Source organism: Nostoc sp. (assembly GCF_036919555.1).
GTDB lineage: Bacteria > Cyanobacteriota > Cyanobacteriia > Cyanobacteriales > Nostocaceae > Nostoc.
Map to the genome: position 1 here is coordinate 1 of NZ_JBALCS010000065.1, position 17,282 is coordinate 17,282.

The 17,282-nt window shown below is 42.1% G+C and carries 13 protein-coding genes, 1 tRNA gene and 1 pseudogene; 3 read left to right on the forward strand and 12 right to left on the reverse strand.

Going from position 1 to position 17,282, the window contains the following annotated elements; all coding sequences use genetic code 11:
• Nucleotides 1–267: 267 nt before the first annotated feature.
• On the reverse strand, nucleotides 268–1,167 hold the full coding sequence (locus tag V7K36_RS18210) for a helix-turn-helix transcriptional regulator (protein ID WP_335117997.1): 900 nt from the start codon (nucleotides 1,165–1,167) through the stop codon (nucleotides 268–270).
• A gap of 243 nt (nucleotides 1,168–1,410) precedes the next feature.
• The gene (locus V7K36_RS18215; protein WP_335118000.1) at nucleotides 1,411–2,592 is read right to left on the reverse strand and encodes an RtcB family protein; all 1,182 of its coding nucleotides are present in this window, start codon (nucleotides 2,590–2,592) and stop codon (nucleotides 1,411–1,413) included.
• Nucleotides 2,593–2,880: 288 nt separating this feature from the next.
• Here V7K36_RS18215 and V7K36_RS34180 point away from each other — a divergent pair.
• The 3 genes and pseudogenes from V7K36_RS34180 to V7K36_RS18225 all read left to right on the forward strand — a co-directional run.
• Nucleotides 2,881–3,084 (forward strand): annotated as a pseudogene (locus V7K36_RS34180) (methyltransferase type 11); the annotation flags it as partial.
• Nucleotides 3,081–3,809 (forward strand): HAD family hydrolase, encoded by a 729-nt coding sequence (locus tag V7K36_RS18220; RefSeq protein ID WP_335118002.1) that lies wholly within the window; start codon nucleotides 3,081–3,083, stop codon nucleotides 3,807–3,809. The pseudogene V7K36_RS34180 and the gene V7K36_RS18220, both read left to right, overlap by 4 nt.
• Nucleotides 3,810–3,874: 65 nt before the next feature.
• Nucleotides 3,875–3,947 (forward strand) — tRNA-Ala (locus tag V7K36_RS18225).
• A 310-nt stretch (nucleotides 3,948–4,257) separates the two neighbouring features.
• Here V7K36_RS18225 and V7K36_RS18230 read toward each other — a convergent pair.
• From V7K36_RS18230 to thiD, 10 genes are all read right to left on the reverse strand, one after another.
• Nucleotides 4,258–4,434 (reverse strand): hypothetical protein, encoded by a 177-nt coding sequence (locus V7K36_RS18230; RefSeq protein WP_335118005.1) that lies wholly within the window; start codon nucleotides 4,432–4,434, stop codon nucleotides 4,258–4,260.
• Between the two features lie 314 nt (nucleotides 4,435–4,748).
• Complete coding sequence (locus V7K36_RS18235; protein ID WP_335118007.1) at nucleotides 4,749–5,441, reverse strand: M48 family metallopeptidase; 693 nt, start codon at nucleotides 5,439–5,441, stop codon at nucleotides 4,749–4,751.
• A complete protein-coding gene (locus V7K36_RS18240; RefSeq protein ID WP_335118009.1) occupies nucleotides 5,438–8,899 on the reverse strand; it encodes a type I restriction endonuclease subunit R in 3,462 nt (1,153 codons plus the stop codon). Before V7K36_RS18240 ends, V7K36_RS18235 begins: the two co-directional genes overlap by 4 nt.
• Nucleotides 8,886–9,374 (reverse strand): Uma2 family endonuclease, encoded by a 489-nt coding sequence (locus V7K36_RS18245; protein WP_335118020.1) that lies wholly within the window; start codon nucleotides 9,372–9,374, stop codon nucleotides 8,886–8,888. The genes V7K36_RS18240 and V7K36_RS18245 overlap by 14 nt, the downstream gene beginning before the upstream one ends.
• A gap of 299 nt (nucleotides 9,375–9,673) precedes the next feature.
• On the reverse strand, nucleotides 9,674–11,005 hold the full coding sequence (locus tag V7K36_RS18250) for a restriction endonuclease subunit S (protein ID WP_335118011.1): 1,332 nt from the start codon (nucleotides 11,003–11,005) through the stop codon (nucleotides 9,674–9,676).
• The gene (locus V7K36_RS18255; protein WP_335118013.1) at nucleotides 10,998–12,107 is read right to left on the reverse strand and encodes a hypothetical protein; all 1,110 of its coding nucleotides are present in this window, start codon (nucleotides 12,105–12,107) and stop codon (nucleotides 10,998–11,000) included. The genes V7K36_RS18250 and V7K36_RS18255 overlap by 8 nt, the downstream gene beginning before the upstream one ends.
• A 557-nt stretch (nucleotides 12,108–12,664) precedes the next feature.
• Nucleotides 12,665–14,248, reverse strand: a complete 1,584-nt coding sequence (locus V7K36_RS18260) for a type I restriction-modification system subunit M (RefSeq protein WP_335118015.1) — start codon at nucleotides 14,246–14,248, stop codon at nucleotides 12,665–12,667.
• A 564-nt stretch (nucleotides 14,249–14,812) separates the two neighbouring features.
• Complete coding sequence (locus V7K36_RS18265) at nucleotides 14,813–15,151, reverse strand: P-II family nitrogen regulator (RefSeq protein ID WP_292800919.1); 339 nt, start codon at nucleotides 15,149–15,151, stop codon at nucleotides 14,813–14,815.
• Nucleotides 15,152–15,509: 358 nt separating this feature from the next.
• Nucleotides 15,510–16,118, reverse strand: coding sequence for a hypothetical protein (locus tag V7K36_RS18270; protein ID WP_335118017.1), 609 nt, complete (start codon nucleotides 16,116–16,118; stop codon nucleotides 15,510–15,512).
• 223 nt (nucleotides 16,119–16,341) lie between these two features.
• Complete coding sequence (gene thiD / locus V7K36_RS18275; RefSeq protein ID WP_335118018.1) at nucleotides 16,342–17,163, reverse strand: bifunctional hydroxymethylpyrimidine kinase/phosphomethylpyrimidine kinase; 822 nt, start codon at nucleotides 17,161–17,163, stop codon at nucleotides 16,342–16,344.
• Nucleotides 17,164–17,282: the final 119 nt, after the last annotated feature.

Consider the following 17,282-nt stretch of genomic DNA (forward strand, 5'->3'; position numbering starts at 1 on the left):
ATGTTTGAGTGGTTTATTCGACACACTACCTTTGATTTTGCCACTCTTCAGATGTACGGAATTTGTTCAAAAATCAAATAGGAGTCCTATAGCTAGTTCTGCTATCGAAGAAATCAATTATTTTTTTCTTATACTGTTGTTCGTATTGGCTATTTTGCATGATATTCTCGATTTTCACTGGTCAATTATGAGAATAAATTGTGAGTGAAACTTCTGTCTTCTGAAAACTTGCTTTCAAAATGTTGAAATCTTGCAAAATCACAAAATTTATATCATCTCTCTATATGCTTTGGGTGTGATTCCTATATGCTTACGAAAAAGGGTAGTAAAGTTGCTTTGGCTAGAACAGCCAACTTGAAGTGCAATTTCGATAAGAGCTAATTGAGTATAAGTGAGTAAAAATTTAGCTCGTTCAATCCGACATTGAATAACGTATTGATGTGGAGAAAGACCAATTAAACGTTTAAACCAACGACAGAATGAATAGGAGCTCATATTCACTAGACTAGCCAGTTCTGCCAGCGTTAATTCTAGTGCTAAGTTGTCATAAATATAATCAATTATCTGCCCTAATTGACGGTGAGAAAGATTAACCTCAAACTGTGAATTTAGTTGCCATGTTCCAGAATAAGTTTTGAGGAGATGGGCTGCTAGAGCAAGAGCAACTGATTCACCATATAGTTTACCAGATGGACATCCGGCTTCAAGCTCTGCTTTGAGTGCCATTCCCAGATGAAGAATTTGGCGATCGCAGACTCCGCGCTGTGGGATAATTTCGATAGTGCGATAGCTCCCAACAATCAGTTCATCTGTTACTCTCTTAAATAGACTCGAATCAAAAGAGACTAAGAGAAATTTTATTTCCTGATGCCAACGGGCTTGAGTCGGAATCCCCTTTGGAGTAACATTTACCCAACCTCTCCTCATATGCGTACTATGCAACCTTCCACCGGCTAGTCGCCAGTCTATTTGACATGAATTACCAAGCCAAATATTAATGCTGTGCTGCTGTAAGCAAAGTTCTGGACATTCAAAGGCGGGTAAATGGTGCTGTTCAAGCACAATCCCATTCCAGTGATTAGTACTGGACAAAATAGGAGGTTTGCTGGTCATCGGCACAAGATTTCCGCTTGCTACATGAATCGCTGAGAGTTGTTCAAATTTCATGTTGCCTAATAACTTGTGAACTACTACAAAAAATATAGTAAGCTAATGCGTGATAAAATTACACTATTAATTTATTTTCGCTAGTGCTGGGAAATGACCCTATTTATATTCAGTCGATTCACTTAAAACAATCATTTATTCCTCAGCGTACCTCTGCGCTTCCCTTCTCTGCGAGACGCTTTGCGAACGCGTCCCTCTGCGTTTAAAAAAATAAAAAAGGTGGGCATTACCCACCCGACAAATTTATCCCTTAACACAAAGAACTTGCTTAAGTGTTGCTACAACTTCAACCAAATCCGCTTGATTTGCCATCACTTGTTCTATCGACTTATAAGCACCAGGAATTTCATCTAACACACCCTCATCTTTACGGCATTCTACGCCTTGTGTTTGCTCAATCAAATCATCAAGTGTGTAGACATTTTTTGCCTTATTTCTAGACATCAAACGCCCTGCACCGTGGGAACAAGAACAGAAACTGTAGGCATTACCTTTACCTTTAACGATGAAAGACTTTGCCCCCATCGAACCAGGAATAATCCCATAATCTTCAGTCTGGGCGCGGACTGCACCCTTACGAGTAACGTATACATCCTCATCAAAATGCACTTCTTTTTCGGCGTAATTGTGATGACAATTAACCTGCAATAAAGGTTTAGTTGCCTTTCCACCTGCTAAATGCTTCTCAACTATGTGCTTAAAACGCGCCATCATCACATCACGGTTGACACGCGCATAGTTTTGTGACCATTGCAAATCGTGCCAGTATGCTTGGAATTCTGGCGTACCAGCGACAAAGTGAGCCAAATCAGGGTCAGGCAATTTATTACCTGCCATCTTTGCTAATTCTCTAGCTGTGTGAATATGACACTGGGCGAGTTTATTACCGATGTTGCGCGAACCAGAATGCAACATCAGCCAAACTTGATTCTCGGTATCAAGGCAGACTTCAATAAAGTGGTTTCCTCCACCGAGAGAACCCATCTGTTTCATTGCTTTACTTTGTAGGTCTTGCACGCCGCGATGCAAATCTTTAAAATCATCCCAGTGTTGCCAGTTGATAACAGATTTTTCAACGTCTTTGTTTTCGTGGAATCCAGTAGGAATTGCTGCTTCAATATCCAGGCGGATTTTCTTCAGTTTCCCTTCCAGTTGTTCAGCGGTAAATGATGTTTTGATAGCGCTCATCCCACAACCAATATCCACTCCGACAGCAGCTGGGATAATTGCCTCTTTGGTCGCAATTACAGAACCCACTAAGGCACCTTTTCCTAAGTGAACATCTGGCATCAAGGCTATGTGCTTAAACACAAATGGTAGCGATGCCACATTTTTTGCCATCTTAGTTTCTTCTGGCCCCAAAGAGTGATTTGCCCAAGAGAAGACGGGTGTTGGTGTGGTAATTTCTAATTTTTCGTAGGGCATAATCTTTTCTATTTTTGATTTTAGATTTTGGATTGGGTATATGACATTGATAATTATCACTATGGTTTATAAACCATTACCTAGTTAGTTGTAGCAATTTAAATGTTATATTGTCTTTCATTTGGCTGACTCCATTTTCGTAAAGCTGAAGAACTACTTTTAGGAGTAATTCTTATATACTACAAATGTAACTAAATAAAATACAAACGTCAAGCCGATCGCCACGGCAATCAGGTATGATTACCAGAACTACTAATCAGGGTGTCGTTGCCTAAGCTCGCGTCAAGTGAGTATGCTACTGGTAGCGTGGAAGCAAATATGGGTGCAGTCGGATTTGAAGCTGTGCGATCGCAAGATATATGATGGATAAATCAGGTAACTAGCGGCGTTAAACCGATCACAACCGAAAATGTTCGCCAGTATGCTCCCACATCAATAGATAATAATGATTTGGAGGGACTTGGATCTCCAGTATTTGGCATAATGGCATGAGTTTAAAGGCAGTTCTCTTTGATTTTAATGGTGTGATCATTAACGATGAGCCAATCCACCTGCAACTGATAGATGAGATTCTCATTGAAGAAAATCTCCAACCCCAACGGGTTGATGAGCGTCAAGCTTCTCTTGGACGCAGCGATCGCGCTTGTTTTCAGCAATTACTCGCTAATCGTGGTAGAGTGGGTAACGAAAACTATTTAACTCAGTTGCTGTACCGGAAAGCACAAGCCTATACGGTGGAACTAGAGAAAATAGAGAAACTGCCTTTATATCCAGGTGTAGAAGACTTAATATTTCAAGTGCGATCCCGCCATATAAAAATCGGCTTAGTCAGTGGCGCTATTCGCAAAGAAATAGAATTGGTACTCCATAGAGCTAAACTGGCTGAACATTTTAAAATTATCGTCGCGGGTGATGACATCACCACCAGTAAACCAGAACCCGATGGTTATTTACTGGCAGTGAAACGCCTGAATAAAGAATATCCTGAATTAAATCTTCAACCACAAGAATGTTTGGCAATTGAAGATACCCCAGCAGGTATCGAAGCGGCGAAGCGATCGCAAATGCAAGTTGTTGGGGTAGCGAATACATACCCATTCCACATGCTCCAGCGCTGCTGTAACTGGACTGTTGATTATCTCAGTGATTTGGAACTCGAACGGGTACAGAAGGTTTATTCCCAAAAAGAGCCTCAGCAATCGGTAACTGAATGTTAGAATATTATATGGTGATAATGTATTGAGTTAATGAGTAATATTACTCTTGACTTAGCACTAATTAAGGGGAATTAGCTCAGTTGGTAGAGTGCTGCGATCGCACCGCAGAGGCCATCGGTTCAAATCCGTTATTCTCCATGTGTCCATTAAATAATTATTGTCAGTTTTAAAGAATTATTGTCCAATTTTACGAAATTCAGGAACATAAGTTACGCATTTCCGGGACTTTCAGCAATTAAACCAGTTTTAAAGAATTATTGTCTAGAGTTGAAACCAGTTTTAAAGAATTGTTGTCCAAAATCAGCCTGTAAAACTCGGACAAATATATGTTTTCTAATTTAATAGATTACAGCAAGCCCAAGGCTCTTGAATTACAAGACTAGCTTTAAAGCGCTTTATTTGCAGTCTAATGACAAAAATCTACTACCTCTTCTTTTCTTGTTTTCACTCAAGCAGAGGCATCACTACTATGAAATAGCTGCGTCTTACGTGCGATCGCAGCGCTCCTTTCAAACCACCCTAATACAAGATTATATAGCCAAAGCCCGACTTCGGTGATCAGAACTTTCAACCCACCACCTAACAAGAGGGCTTTGGAAACCGATCGCCATCGCCACATTTGCATCTAAGACTTCTTTCAACCCACTACCTAACGAGAGGGCTTTGGAAACTCTTGAATGTACTAGTGGAGGTTTTCACAGGAATACTTTCAACCCACCACCTAACGAGAGGGCTTTGGAAACCACACCCGTGAAAACTCTTGCCAACAAGGGCTTTTGAAGGCAAAATTGACAAGCCTTCTTTAATTCCTATTTTCTACAGTCAATGAATAAAATTTTATTCATTACTAAAATAGTAATACCCTGTGCAGAACTCGCCACAACAATAATCTATCGAGACATGATTCTACCCTGACAAACTACTACCCCTTGTACAAATTCATAAACTAAAAATTGCGCCGTTTTTTGCTAACCACTCTTTTCTATCCACGCAGTCAGGTAAGATTCGCTCTACCCTATCCCAAAAGTCTCTATTGTGGTTGGGTTGAATTAAGTGAACCATTTCATGAACGACTACATATTCAATCATGGAACTAGGAAGCAAAGCAACACGCCAGTGGAAATAAATATCACCTTTTGGATTACATGAACCCCAATGATTACCGAGTTCGCGCACTTGCATAGAAGTCGGTTCTTTACCTATTCTGTTAGTGATGGATGTAATAATTGATTCTAAATGCTGTTGAAGATGACCGCGATACCACTGAATAAATAAATCTCGACCTTGCTCTTGATGCGATCGCAAAAGTTCAAAGCGTCCTTGGTAAAGTCTCAGGGGGTTGTCTGCGGTGTCTACTAACTTGAGGCGATAGCTGCGTCCTAAATAGTGGAAGCCTTCGCCAGGTAAATAAGTTTTTTGTGCTGATGGTGGTTTGATAGCTGCTTTTTTGAGGAGTTTGCTGTAAATCCAGAAGTAGCGTTGTTCGATAATTTGTCCTAGTTTTTCTACAGGGACTTGAGGTGGTGTTGTTATGATTAGTTGACCGTCGCGTTCGATGGTAATTTCAACTGTGCGACGACGGGGACTTTCGCGCAATTCAAAGGAAAGTTCTCCAACATTAATGGTTTTCATCTGCTTCGATTTGCATCGTGTCGTTCGGCTAATTGGGTGATTTGGTCTGCTAAACCATCCAGTTTACTATCTGGGAAGACATTTAAATCTTCTAATTTCAGCCAGATATTTTTGCAGAGGTTTTCCCTGGCTACCAAGTCGTTCCAGAAGCCAATTACATAACTTTGGTTGTAGATAAAGTCTACCAGTTCGGTGGTAAAGGTTTGTAGTTGGGTGGTAATTTCAGGTGTTGATGACTCCAGCGTATCTATGAGAGCATTGAAGAATGGGCGAATTCGGGCTGATGGTTGATTTTCGCTGACTTCGGTGTGTTCGGCTCGGACTTTTTGCGCTAGGTTTAAAAATTCTGTAGCGATCGCATTCCAATCTGCACCCAAACGTTGTAAAATTTCTTCTAGTTTGTCGCTGAGATTGCGATAATAAACTGGGTCATCGTCTAGATGGGTGCGGATGTGGTAACGGATGGCGTGTTCCATTTCAGCCGCACGAGTTTGGACGGAACTTCTTTGTTGTACCCGTTGCTCAAAGTCTAGGTCAAGGATATTTACTGGTGAAACTTTCAGGTTAATCCCCTGAGATTGAATGTGTTGGTCTATCAGGGCTTGAACTTTTTCTTTAGCATCTTCTGGGCGTTCATCTCGAAAAATATCATCGACTAATTTCTTTAATTCTCCCAATTTTTTCGCATCCTTCAGGTAGCGCAAAGCTTGGGGACGAGGTAAAAAGGCATCCATTGCTTGCAGAAACTCCCGTAGAAGTTGATAGAATTCTGCACGCGCTCGCTCATCATGATTTAGGATATTTATACAAGCTTCTTTGTCATCGTAAATATTTAAGTTGCATTCTTGCCAAAAATTCATTACCCGGTGGTGGGCTTCATGTAGTTTGGGTAGTTCTTCTTGGATATCAAACCAAGCACCATCGACATCTTCTTGGTCGTAGACACTCATCGCGGCGGCGATGTCGATACCGTAATAGTCTACAATTAAGCCGTAGTCTTTACCTTCGGCGGTGCGGTTGGTACGAGCGATCGCTTGTAATAAATCATGTTCTACTAAGCTGCGGTCTACATATAGCACTTGTTCTAAAGGTGCGTCGAAGCCCACCAAGAGTTTATTATTCACAATTAAAAAAGCTAAACCATCTTCATCTAAGTTTTTCCAGAAACGGTTTTTGTAGATGGTATGGTTATTTTCATCCGTCCATTGTTTCCAGGCTTGGGGGTCATTTTTGCTGTTGGCGGAGATAATCGCCGCAAATTCTAAGCGCTTGATGGTATCGAGGTAAGGATAAGCTTGTACAAGGGTGCGGTATTCGGCTGGTGCTGATTCTAATTTCAGACTTTGCAGAATGATAGCTTTTGATTCTAATTCTTGAATCAGTTCGTCTTTGGCTGCGGTAAGATATTGCTGGTACAAAACGCAAGCTTGGCGATCGCTTGCTGCTACCTGAGCTTTAAATTTACCCTGCATGATCCGGGTGACATAGTGGCGTAAGATATGCCTAGCCTTGTCCTTCATCAGTTCTTTGGAGTTGAGGACGTTTTTCTTACCAACGTATTTGGATTTAATTGCTGCGCGTTCTTTTGCGGTATAGTCTTGAAATAGCACCTCAAAAAGTTGGTCTAGGGTGTTGGCTCCTTTGACTGCTCCCATTGTTTCCAGCCCTTCGTAGAAAATGGGAACTGTAACTTTATCTTTTTGAGAATCGCGGATACTGTAGATATCAATATAAGGATTTTCGTCATTAGCAAAGATGTCTTTTGTTTTCTTTTTCTTTGCGGAGATGATGGGAGTTCCTGTAAAACCAATTTTGGCGCAGTTGGGTAAGGCTTTGGAAAGGTAAGCGTGAAGGGTGTTGCTGTGGGAACGGTGAGCTTCGTCAATTAATAGTAAAATGTTTTCCGAGGGATTCAGAGCGTTGTTTAACTTATCAATATCAGCGTATTCTTCGATATCTGTAAGACCCCTCTCCAAACCTCTCCCCGAAGTGGAGAGAGGCTTTAAACCCTGATTTTCGCTTTCGCTTTGCTCCTCCCTCTCCTCGTAGGAGAGAGAGGCTGGGTGGGAGAGGTCTTTCAGTTCATTAATTTTGTTAAATTTCTGAACCATCCCAAAAACAATACCCGGCCCTGTTTGTCGCAGTTTCTTCGCTAAATCTTTGATGCTTGTTGCTACTTGCAGAGTTTGACCGGAAAGGGTTGCTGTTTGTTGAAGTTGGTCTTCTAAATCTGTGCGATCGGTAACGATGACGGCTTTAAACTGTTGAAGTTGGGGAATTGTCCGCAGTTTGCGGAGGATAAACACCATATCCAAGCTTTTACCAGAGCCTTGGTAGTGCCAGATAATACCGCCGCGCTGGTCTTCGCTACCGTGTTGTGTTTTAGTTTTACCGTGTAACAAGCGGTCAACGGCTTTGGATACGCCACGAAATTGTTGATAGCGCGGGACTATTTTGATTCGACGGTTGTGTTTGGTTGTGAACAGGATGTAGTGGCGCAGGATATCCAGCAGGTTGGCGGGGTGAAGCATTCCGGCGATGAGTTGCTGGCGGCGGTTAAGTTTGGATGGGTCAATTAAATCTTCTAACTTTTCGCCGCTTTTGACTGCTGTTAAAGTTTCGTCTTCCTTAGTAGGGGAAGATTCAGGTAATAAGTAATTAGATGCACTTGAGATTAATTCCTCTTCGGGAAGGGTAGGGTTTGTGATGTCTAAAACCTGGGCTATTAAGTTGGAATCAAAGGGGCTGGTGTCTTTCCATTCCAGATAATGCTTGGGTTGACTCCCCACCGTACCCACAACAGCCCGCCCGGAGGTGCAGGAAATCATCAATTGGTTGTAGTGAAAAAGCCGCTCAATTCCTTCTAGTAGCGGGCTGTGGCGTTGGTTGGAGTATTTGAGCAAGTCTTGAATCCCAGATTTGAGCATATCTGCACCTGGGGCTTTGCATTCGATGACGACGAGGGGGATACCGTTGACAAACAAAATGATATCGGGGCGATAGTGACCTTTTGGGCCTTTTACTCCCGGTGGGTCGATGCGGAATTGGCTGATGGCGAGGAAGTCGTTACGTTCGGGGTGGTCGAAGTCTATCAGGTTGATGGTAATTTGTTTTCCTGTGAGTCCTTCGACTTTCACGCCTGTGAGGAGGAGTTTTGTCAGGGTTTCGTTTTTCTCCATCAGTTTACCGGGGCCGAGGTTTTGCAGTTGGCTGATGGCTTGGTTGATGCGGCGTTCGTCTAGCCAGGGTTGTCCGTTGTCGTCGAGGTTGATTTCTCTGAGTTGGCGCTGGAGTCGGGGAATTAGGAGAACTTCGTGGTAATCGTCCCGTAGTTCGGAGATTGCTGCTAAATGGTTTGCTTCGATATGTTCCCAGCCTAAACCGCCGGGAAGTTGTTGCATTTTTTGGAGTTGTTCTATTGTGGGTAATTCTGTATATGTATATTCAAGTCCCGTCATTTTGCGCCCCCTGTGGCGAAAATTCTACGTCTTCGTACAGCAGTTCTATAGGAAATTTAAACTCAATACAAACTAACTCAATTTTGTCGCCGTTGGTATAATAAGTTAGTTCCCATTTGCTGCGATCGTTGAGGCGGAAGATGTCTAGACCAATGCTTTCGGAATTAATTAGTACGTATTCCTGCAAACTTTCTAGACGGCGATATTGGGCAAATTTAGCACCTCGGTCGTAGGCTTCAGTTCCGGGAGAAAGAACTTCAACAATCAGTTTAGGGAATTGAATGACTTGAATCGCTTGTCTATCTTGGGCGTTGCAGGTTACAAGTACATCAGGATAAAAGAAGGAACCTTTTTCTGTAATTCCCACTTTGGCATCAGAACTTAAAACCCTGCAAGAACTTCCTCTGACATGGGGTCTAAGTGCGGCGATAAGGTTAACAGCTATGGCGTTATGGGGAATTGTCCCTCCTGTCAGGCGTAAACTTCGCCATTTATATACTGGTGTTTAATCTTCCTGTCTCGCTTCCCATTGGAGATATTCGTCGGGGGTTAAATGGTATTTATTGGGTGTTGCAATCATGACGTTTTCTTCGAGCTTTTCTTGTATTTTATATTCCAATACGGTTGGGTTAAGGCTTAACTCTTTATCAAAGTCAATTTTTTTAACGAACCGCCAAGGACGCAAAGAACGCAAAGGAAGAGAAGGAAGAGAAGGAAGAAATGCTTAATTGAACTGGATTGTTTTATATTCTTTTTAGTTTTATCCTTTGTTGGTTAAATTTTGACGCGCACCTGTCCGGTTAATAGGTCTAACATTAAGCCTTTTTTTAATAATTTGAGTTTATTTAAAATATTGACTTTCACACTCAGCTTTTGAGACAAGGGCTTTAAGCATTCAACAATTCTGACTTGCTCATATAAAGGTGGAACATGAACCAACTGTCTGCGAATGTCTCCAACACGAACATGCCCAACAGTTGACCCACCAGCTAAATCTAAAAGCCTTGATTTAACTGAGTCTGACAGGAGCGACAACAACATAAAATCGTTGCCGATAATGTCAGGATTTACTTGATACATCATCATGCGTTGTCCTAAACAAGCGTGTGTCATATGTTCAGGAAGTAGACAAACTTCACCAACAGGGGCTTCCCTTGTAATCAGAACATCCCCATAACGCGGTATACCTTTTCTCGTCCATTGCAGGTATGAACGATGATCAGTAAATTGCAAGTCTTTATAGATAAAATTCCCGTTCCTGATGTTTGTTGTTCGGATAACAGGATGACCTTCATCTGTAACAGGCGGGGTTCTGTTCTTACAATCAACGACTGCAAGACAAATATTTTCGGCTGGTTGAACACCCCAATCTTTCGGAATTATCCCCAAGGGCGATCGCTTAAATTGTTCAGGGTTACGTGTGGGATCTCTCAGTTCGCCATGTTCGTCAATACCGCGTGTGAGGAGGTCGTGCAGTAGTCCGGCTTTGGCTTTTTTGAGTTTTGTGATGTGGGTGTCGGTGAGTGCGATCGCTTTATCAATCGCGTCTAATATTTTAGCGATGTCAGCACGTTCTTGTGTTGGAGGAAAAGGAATTAAAAAAGCACGAAGCTGTTGATAATTTAATCCTTCACGATTTCCACCTGCATTGAGTTTATTAATCTGAGATTCGCCAATATAAGATGCAAGGACAGATGATAAAAATATTGCATTCTCTCGATTAGGATTAGGTAAACGAATAGCACAAACATGTTGATTTACATTAGCTGTTCCAAGTCCTTCAGGGAGTGGACAGCAACGACCTATTGATGCACCTGTGATATTTAAAAGAACATCATGGGCAAAAACCTCACTGCGTTTCATGATTTTGTGAATTTTTTTATCAATGTGGGCTACATCATCTAGCAATAAGCCCTCAAAAGTAACATTTTGACTTCGGATGAATAAAATTCCTTCTTTCTTATAGATATTGCTTCCACCTTTAGGAGTTATTCCACTACCCACATAAGTAGCAATATCACCGATGGTTACAATATCCCAATCTAATGGAAAATTTCCGATAGGTGTATTATTGAAAGTCTCAGACTTAACGAGGGTTTTAGACATACCCCAACCCCCTCAACAACTCAGCCAACTTTTGATTAACTTCCTCCTCTTCCTTCTCAATTTCCCCCAACGTCACCCGATACTTATCCCACCAATTCTCTACAGCAGCAATCACCATCTGACGGTGTTCACTCACATATCTCTCCAACTGCATCAACAAATCCGCCTTAAACAAATCCAAAACCAACCCCTGCGCTTTCTCCTCACTCAAACCTGCACTCGCAGCTTCCAACTCTTTTACAAGCAACCCTTTCAACTCCCGCACAGACTTACGTGCTTCCTTCAACCTTTCCAAAATCTCCTTATAGGGTTGTAACTGCACCTCAATCTCGGCAATTTCCTGCTCTTTTGGGATCACCATTGATTGCAGATTAGCCAATTCCTCTTCTAAAACAGTCGCATCATTACCCTGCTTTTTCTCGTACTTAATCGACCCCTTTTTACGGTCACTTCCCAGCAATTCCTTCAGCCGTTTTTGACCATCCTTAATTGAATATTTCAATTCCTTCAGTTGTTCTTCTAATTGCTTGACAAAGTTAACAACTTCCCCATCGTCTGACGCTTCCCCTTCCTCCCCTTGTTCAAAGGCTTCCTTCTCCTGTTCCAACGTAGCAACTTCCGCCTCAGCATCTTCCAACTGTTGCAAATACTGCGGAACCAGCGCCGGGACAATTTTGTGACTCAAAGCGTCAAACTTATTACCAGATTGCTTACTTTCCGTATCTTCCAAAGCATCCCGAATTGTATCCACCCAAGAATCAATCAAACCTTTAAAACCCAAATTCGCTAAACGTTTCAAATCAGCAGAAACCTCATAAGCATCTTCCCACCAGCTAGCAATGACTCCCATAGTCTTAAACCTATCTAACAAACCAATGGGACGCACCGCCGCTTCAAAGGTCTGTAAAAATTCTGCCCGTAGCTTCATCAACTGCTTGTTTTTAGGCAAATCAATTAAACGCTGTTGATGTTGCTGCCACCAATTGAGAGTAACTTGCCGTAGTTTGTCCTCCTGTTGTCCAATCCCTGCATCAGTTTCAATGCGCTGCTTAATTTGGGCGCGTTCCGTTAACGTTGGCTGAAAATCTAAATATTCTTCCATATTTATTAATTCGTATCAGCTTGTTATATCATGTCCACTTGATTGCTTATTTAACTCGAAGAACCCCACCCCCAACCCCTCCCCGCCTGCCTACGGTGTATACACAAGTTTGAAATAGTTTACTCACCTGGTTTTTCGCGTCAGTTTTACCCCACCCTAACCCTCCCCTTTCTAAGGGGAGGGAACTGTATTTCTGGTTTCCCCCCTTTCTAAGGGGGGATTAAGGGGGGTAATTTGACTTGTGTACACACAAGTCGGAAAAACCTCATCACCAAAGATTTGCAGTATTGCAATAAGGACGATGCCTGCGGCGGGCTACGCCTACACATTTGTTACTTTGGCGAACTCATTTGTTATTTCAGCGAACGCATTTGTTATTTCGGCGAACTCATTTGTTATTTCGGCGAACTCATTTGTTATTTCGGCGAACTCATTTGTTATTTCGGCGAACTCATTTGTTATTTCGGCGAACGCATTTGTATGTACACCGTAGTTACCAAGGGGAAGGGAAACAAAGCGTAGCTTTGGCGGGGTGGGGTGCAATCGTTTTTCCACGTTTACCCTACCCTTCGTTGTAACAAAGTCATCGGGTCAAAACCGTGGCTAGTAAACAATTCTTGCTTTGCATCTACCTCAGACTTGGGTACACCACCCAAAAGATGCGATCGCACATCTTGAGGTTCTGGTGGTGGGGTATTATCAGCATAGCGGCGAATATTGCAGTTGTATTCGTAGTCAGCCAATTGTTGTTGAGTCACCACCGCCGCATAACCAGCAATCCCAGGATAATCAGCATTAGTTGTAAAATCTTGATAAGCTGAGACAATTTTTTCTATATGTTCGGGACGCAAAGAATTTTGAGCGCGTCCAGCCTGAAATTCAGCATCAGCATTGATAAATAACACCTTACCTTGAGTCGCTTTTGGTTTGGCACCTGTGGGACGCATCACCAAAATACACGCCGGAATCCCAGTACCATAAAATAATTGTGGTGGTAAGCCAATCACCGCCTCTAAATTATCTTCTTCAATAAATAACTGGCGGATTTTCTTTTCTTCTCCACCGCGAAACAGTACCCCATGCGGCATTACTGTCGCCATAATCCCATCTTGCTTTAACACCGCCAGCATGTGCTGGGCAAACATCAAATCAGCTTTTCCACTTGTAGGGCAAAAAACACGGAATCTCTCAAGAAACTCCATCGGGTTATCTTTATTACCCCGGCTGTAGTTTTGCGAAAACGGTGGATTACTCAGTATTCGGTCATAATGCTTTAAATTCCCCCCCTCTTTAATCGGCACCATCAAGGTATCGTCGTTCTGAAGCACAGCATTGGGGATTCCATGCAGCAATAAATTCATCTTGCAGATAGCCCAAACTCCCCCGTTATTGTCTTGTCCGTAGAGTCTCAAATCGCGGGAATTTCCACCGTGTTCTTCAATGTGCTGCTTAGACAAAATTAACATTCCCCCCGAACCCACACAGGGGTCATAAACCTCCATCCTTTCTTGGGGGTTGACAATTCGCACCATTAACTTCACCACTCCACGGGGAGTATAAAATTCACCGCCCTTTTTACCAGCAGAGTCAGCAAAGAAATAAATTAAATACTCATAGGCTGCACCCAATAAATCGGGAAATTCTAAATCTTCATTCCGTAGCGATCGCTTGTCAAAATGTTCTATCATTTGGCGTAATTGCAAATCGCTTAACGTACTCTTGCCACCTACCTGGTCATTAAAATCAATATGCTCAAAAACATCCCGCAACACCGCCTGATTAGCATCAGCAAGACTGTGTAAGGCAGTATTAAGTTTATTGCCTATTTGTTGATGAAAGGTGTTAACTATGGTACTCCAACGAGATTGTGGTGGCACAAATAACGTATAAGCTTCTGTATTAGTTGGAACATAGCGTTTAGGGTTGTCTGCTTTTTCCTTAGCGGCTTCTTCACTCAGACCTTCATCCATAAATTTCTTGACAAGTTGCTGATAGCGCCCATCAAATACATCAGCAGCCCGCTTTAAGAACAGCATCCCAAAGATAAATTCCTTATAGTCAGAAGCATCCATTTTGCCGCGTAAAATATCAGCCGCCGCAAATAAGTGACGTTCCAGCTTTGGAAGAGTGAGTTTTGCCATAACAGTAGAATCTCCGGCTTTTGATGATCACAAACTTGCCTTTATTTCGTAAGTGTTAACATTTATTGATAATAAGTATAAATAAAGGCTGAATCAATTACTTTTTTCCTCTGTGTTTAACCCATCAACTAGACCTCTTGCAAAAGTCCCTAACACCCCACCCCCAACCCCTCCCCGCAAGCGGGGTGGGGTTCTTATTTTTGATTTATGCAAGAGGTCTACTGTATAGGTGTCTTTTTATAGACAGTCAATCATATTACCAACTGAAATGCAAAAATGGTATTTTATACCGGGATAATTGGTTTTATTTTTGTTAGAGGTTATTACGAACCAACTGCCAACTGTGAAGCGCTGACATCATTTGATTTAAAATTGTTTGCAGAATGATTAAGATAATAAAATCGTCACAACCCTTGACTATTATGACTTTTGACGATTATTGCTATTCATTGCAAAGATGACAAGAATTATTTAAATTGGACAATAATAATTTAATGGACAAATATGCCTATATGTGACTTATTGAGTCATATATAGGCATATAGTTCAGAAGCTTATCAGCACTCAAACTGCTTCTGTGTTCTTTTCGCCAGTGCGAATCCGAATCACTTGCTCAACAGGCGAGATGAAAATTTTACCATCGCCGATTTCACCAGTGCGGGCAGCAGCAATAACTTTGTCCACCACCATATCAACCTGACTATCGTCAACGACGATTTCCACTTTGAGTTTTTGCAGAAACTCAACGGTATACTCAGAACCGCGATACCGTTCAGTTTGACCTTTCTGACGTCCGAACCCCCGAACTTCAGAAACAGTCATCCCAACAATACCAGCGTTAACTAAGGCAATTTTCACCTCATCTAGCTTAAATGGCCGGATAATAGCTTCCACTTTTTTCATCTTCTTGACTCCTGACTTCTACTAGCTTCGTTTATATATCTAACCAGATCCGTTGTCTGAAGCTGTAACTAGCAGTGCTTTTCCTAAAACATATGTAATAATTACCACTTTTTTTAAAGTGTAGATGCTTTGCTTGAGAATTTGGAACATGAGAACCAGCAAGGATTTATTAATTGGATAATTTTTGAGGTTCTAACATAAAGAAGTTGCTGTCAATTTAGCATTTTATGTAGCTTTTATAACCTAAAAATAAATAAATTCCGCCATTTAGCAGATTTGTTCGGATATTTAGAGAGTGATTGTAGACAAATTGCACGGTAGCCCGAAAGCCTCTTGCTGCTAACTGTGGGAGTGTCAACTAACCTTTCTGATGTTCAAACAAGGGACGCACAACGAAATATCCAGCACTAAAGGCAGTCAACATGATTAACAAGATGGTGATAATTAACCACCAGCTATTGAGTCCCTTAATCTCTGGCTCAGTAGTGGAATAATAACTGACTTGTTGCTCTTCTATAAAAACTGGTTCTGGTATCGGAAAATTCATTTCCATTACAGGTGGAGAAAAGTCTTGGTGGCGGCTTTGTTCGCGTGGGGCTTTGGGGATAACGGGTGGATGGGAACGATAAACCTGCTGACGTGGACGCGCTTGTGTTACTGGCTGTTTGGTGGCACTTTTAACGTCGCCAGAAGCTTGGGTAGCTTGGTGATAACTAGGCGTAGCATGGGAATTCACAAACTTTTGCAAGTGAGAAAAAGACTCAACGACTTTGATAATTTCTTGTCGTAGTAGTTGATTTTCTTGTGCTAATTGCTGATTTTGGGTGGTGAGTGCATTTAGCCTCACCTGTGTTGCTTGTAACTCTGTTGACAATTCCCTATATACAGATAGTGGTACAGAGGGAGGGTAGGCTTGAGTAGTCGGTGTTGGCGAATTCCTGTGAACAGAACCTATGGTTGTTCGCATCGGGGACTTGGTATTAAAAATCAAGGTAATTAGATCGTACAGAGATGCTAACAGAGATAGTCAGCCATGAAACTATGCCCAAGAATAATAGAAAAATGCCGAAAGGGCAAAGATTTATTGGGCATTGGGAAAGAGGAGGCAGAACTTATTCAATTTTGAATGCGTGAATTTTGAATTTATTTCTCTCCATACGCCAGTTCCCAATCCCCTTGATCACAAAAGGTTAATTTCGTAACAATGGGAAGAAGTGTCCCACGGGGCCTTGCCCTTGGCCAATATCTAGGGCGTAAGTGAGTGCAGTAGTCACATACTCCTTTGCCTGTTGCACAGCCTGCCACAAGTCTTTTCCTTTAGCCAGATTAGCAGCGATCGCAGCCGATAGTGTACAACCAGTACCGTGGGTATTTTTAGTCTCTACTTGCTTTGTAGTCAAAACTTCCAACTTGTCCCCATCAAACCAGATATCAACACCACGCATATCTCCCTGCATACCTCCGCCCTTGACTAAAACAGCCTTCGTCCGTAAAGTCTTGTGAATAATTTCAGCAGCAGCTTGCATATCCTCCAAAGAATTAATTTGTAAACCACTCAAAATCTGGGCTTCGTAGCGATTCGGCGTAATGATAACTGCTTTGGGAATCAAGGCATGGCACAGGGTCTTCACAGCATCATCATCAATCAATTGTGATCCTGTACGTGACACCATTACTGGATCAACTACTAGATTAGCGATTTGTAAAGCTTCTACCTGCTGGGCAACAGCAAAGATAATTTCCTGATTGAGCAACATTCCCGTTTTGGTAGCTTGTACGCCAATATCCTCAACTACTGCCTGAATTTGCGCCACAACAGCCTCTCTTGGCATGGCATCAATCCTGCTCACTCCTAGAGTGTTTTGTGCCGTGACGCAGGTTATAGCGCTAGTACCGTGGACACAGTGAAAAGCAAAGGTGCGTAAATCAGCTTGAATTCCTGCACCGCCACCGCTATCGGAACCAGCAATGGTTAAAGCAACAGGTATTCTGGAGTTTATTTCAGTGTTCATATTATGAAGATTAAGTAAGTTGGCGCAATCAAACCAAACTATCTCAAAAATTGATCAACTAGGCTAAAACCCTCTTCCTTCCTACCTCCTGCCTGATTGAAACCACAAATATTTACGGA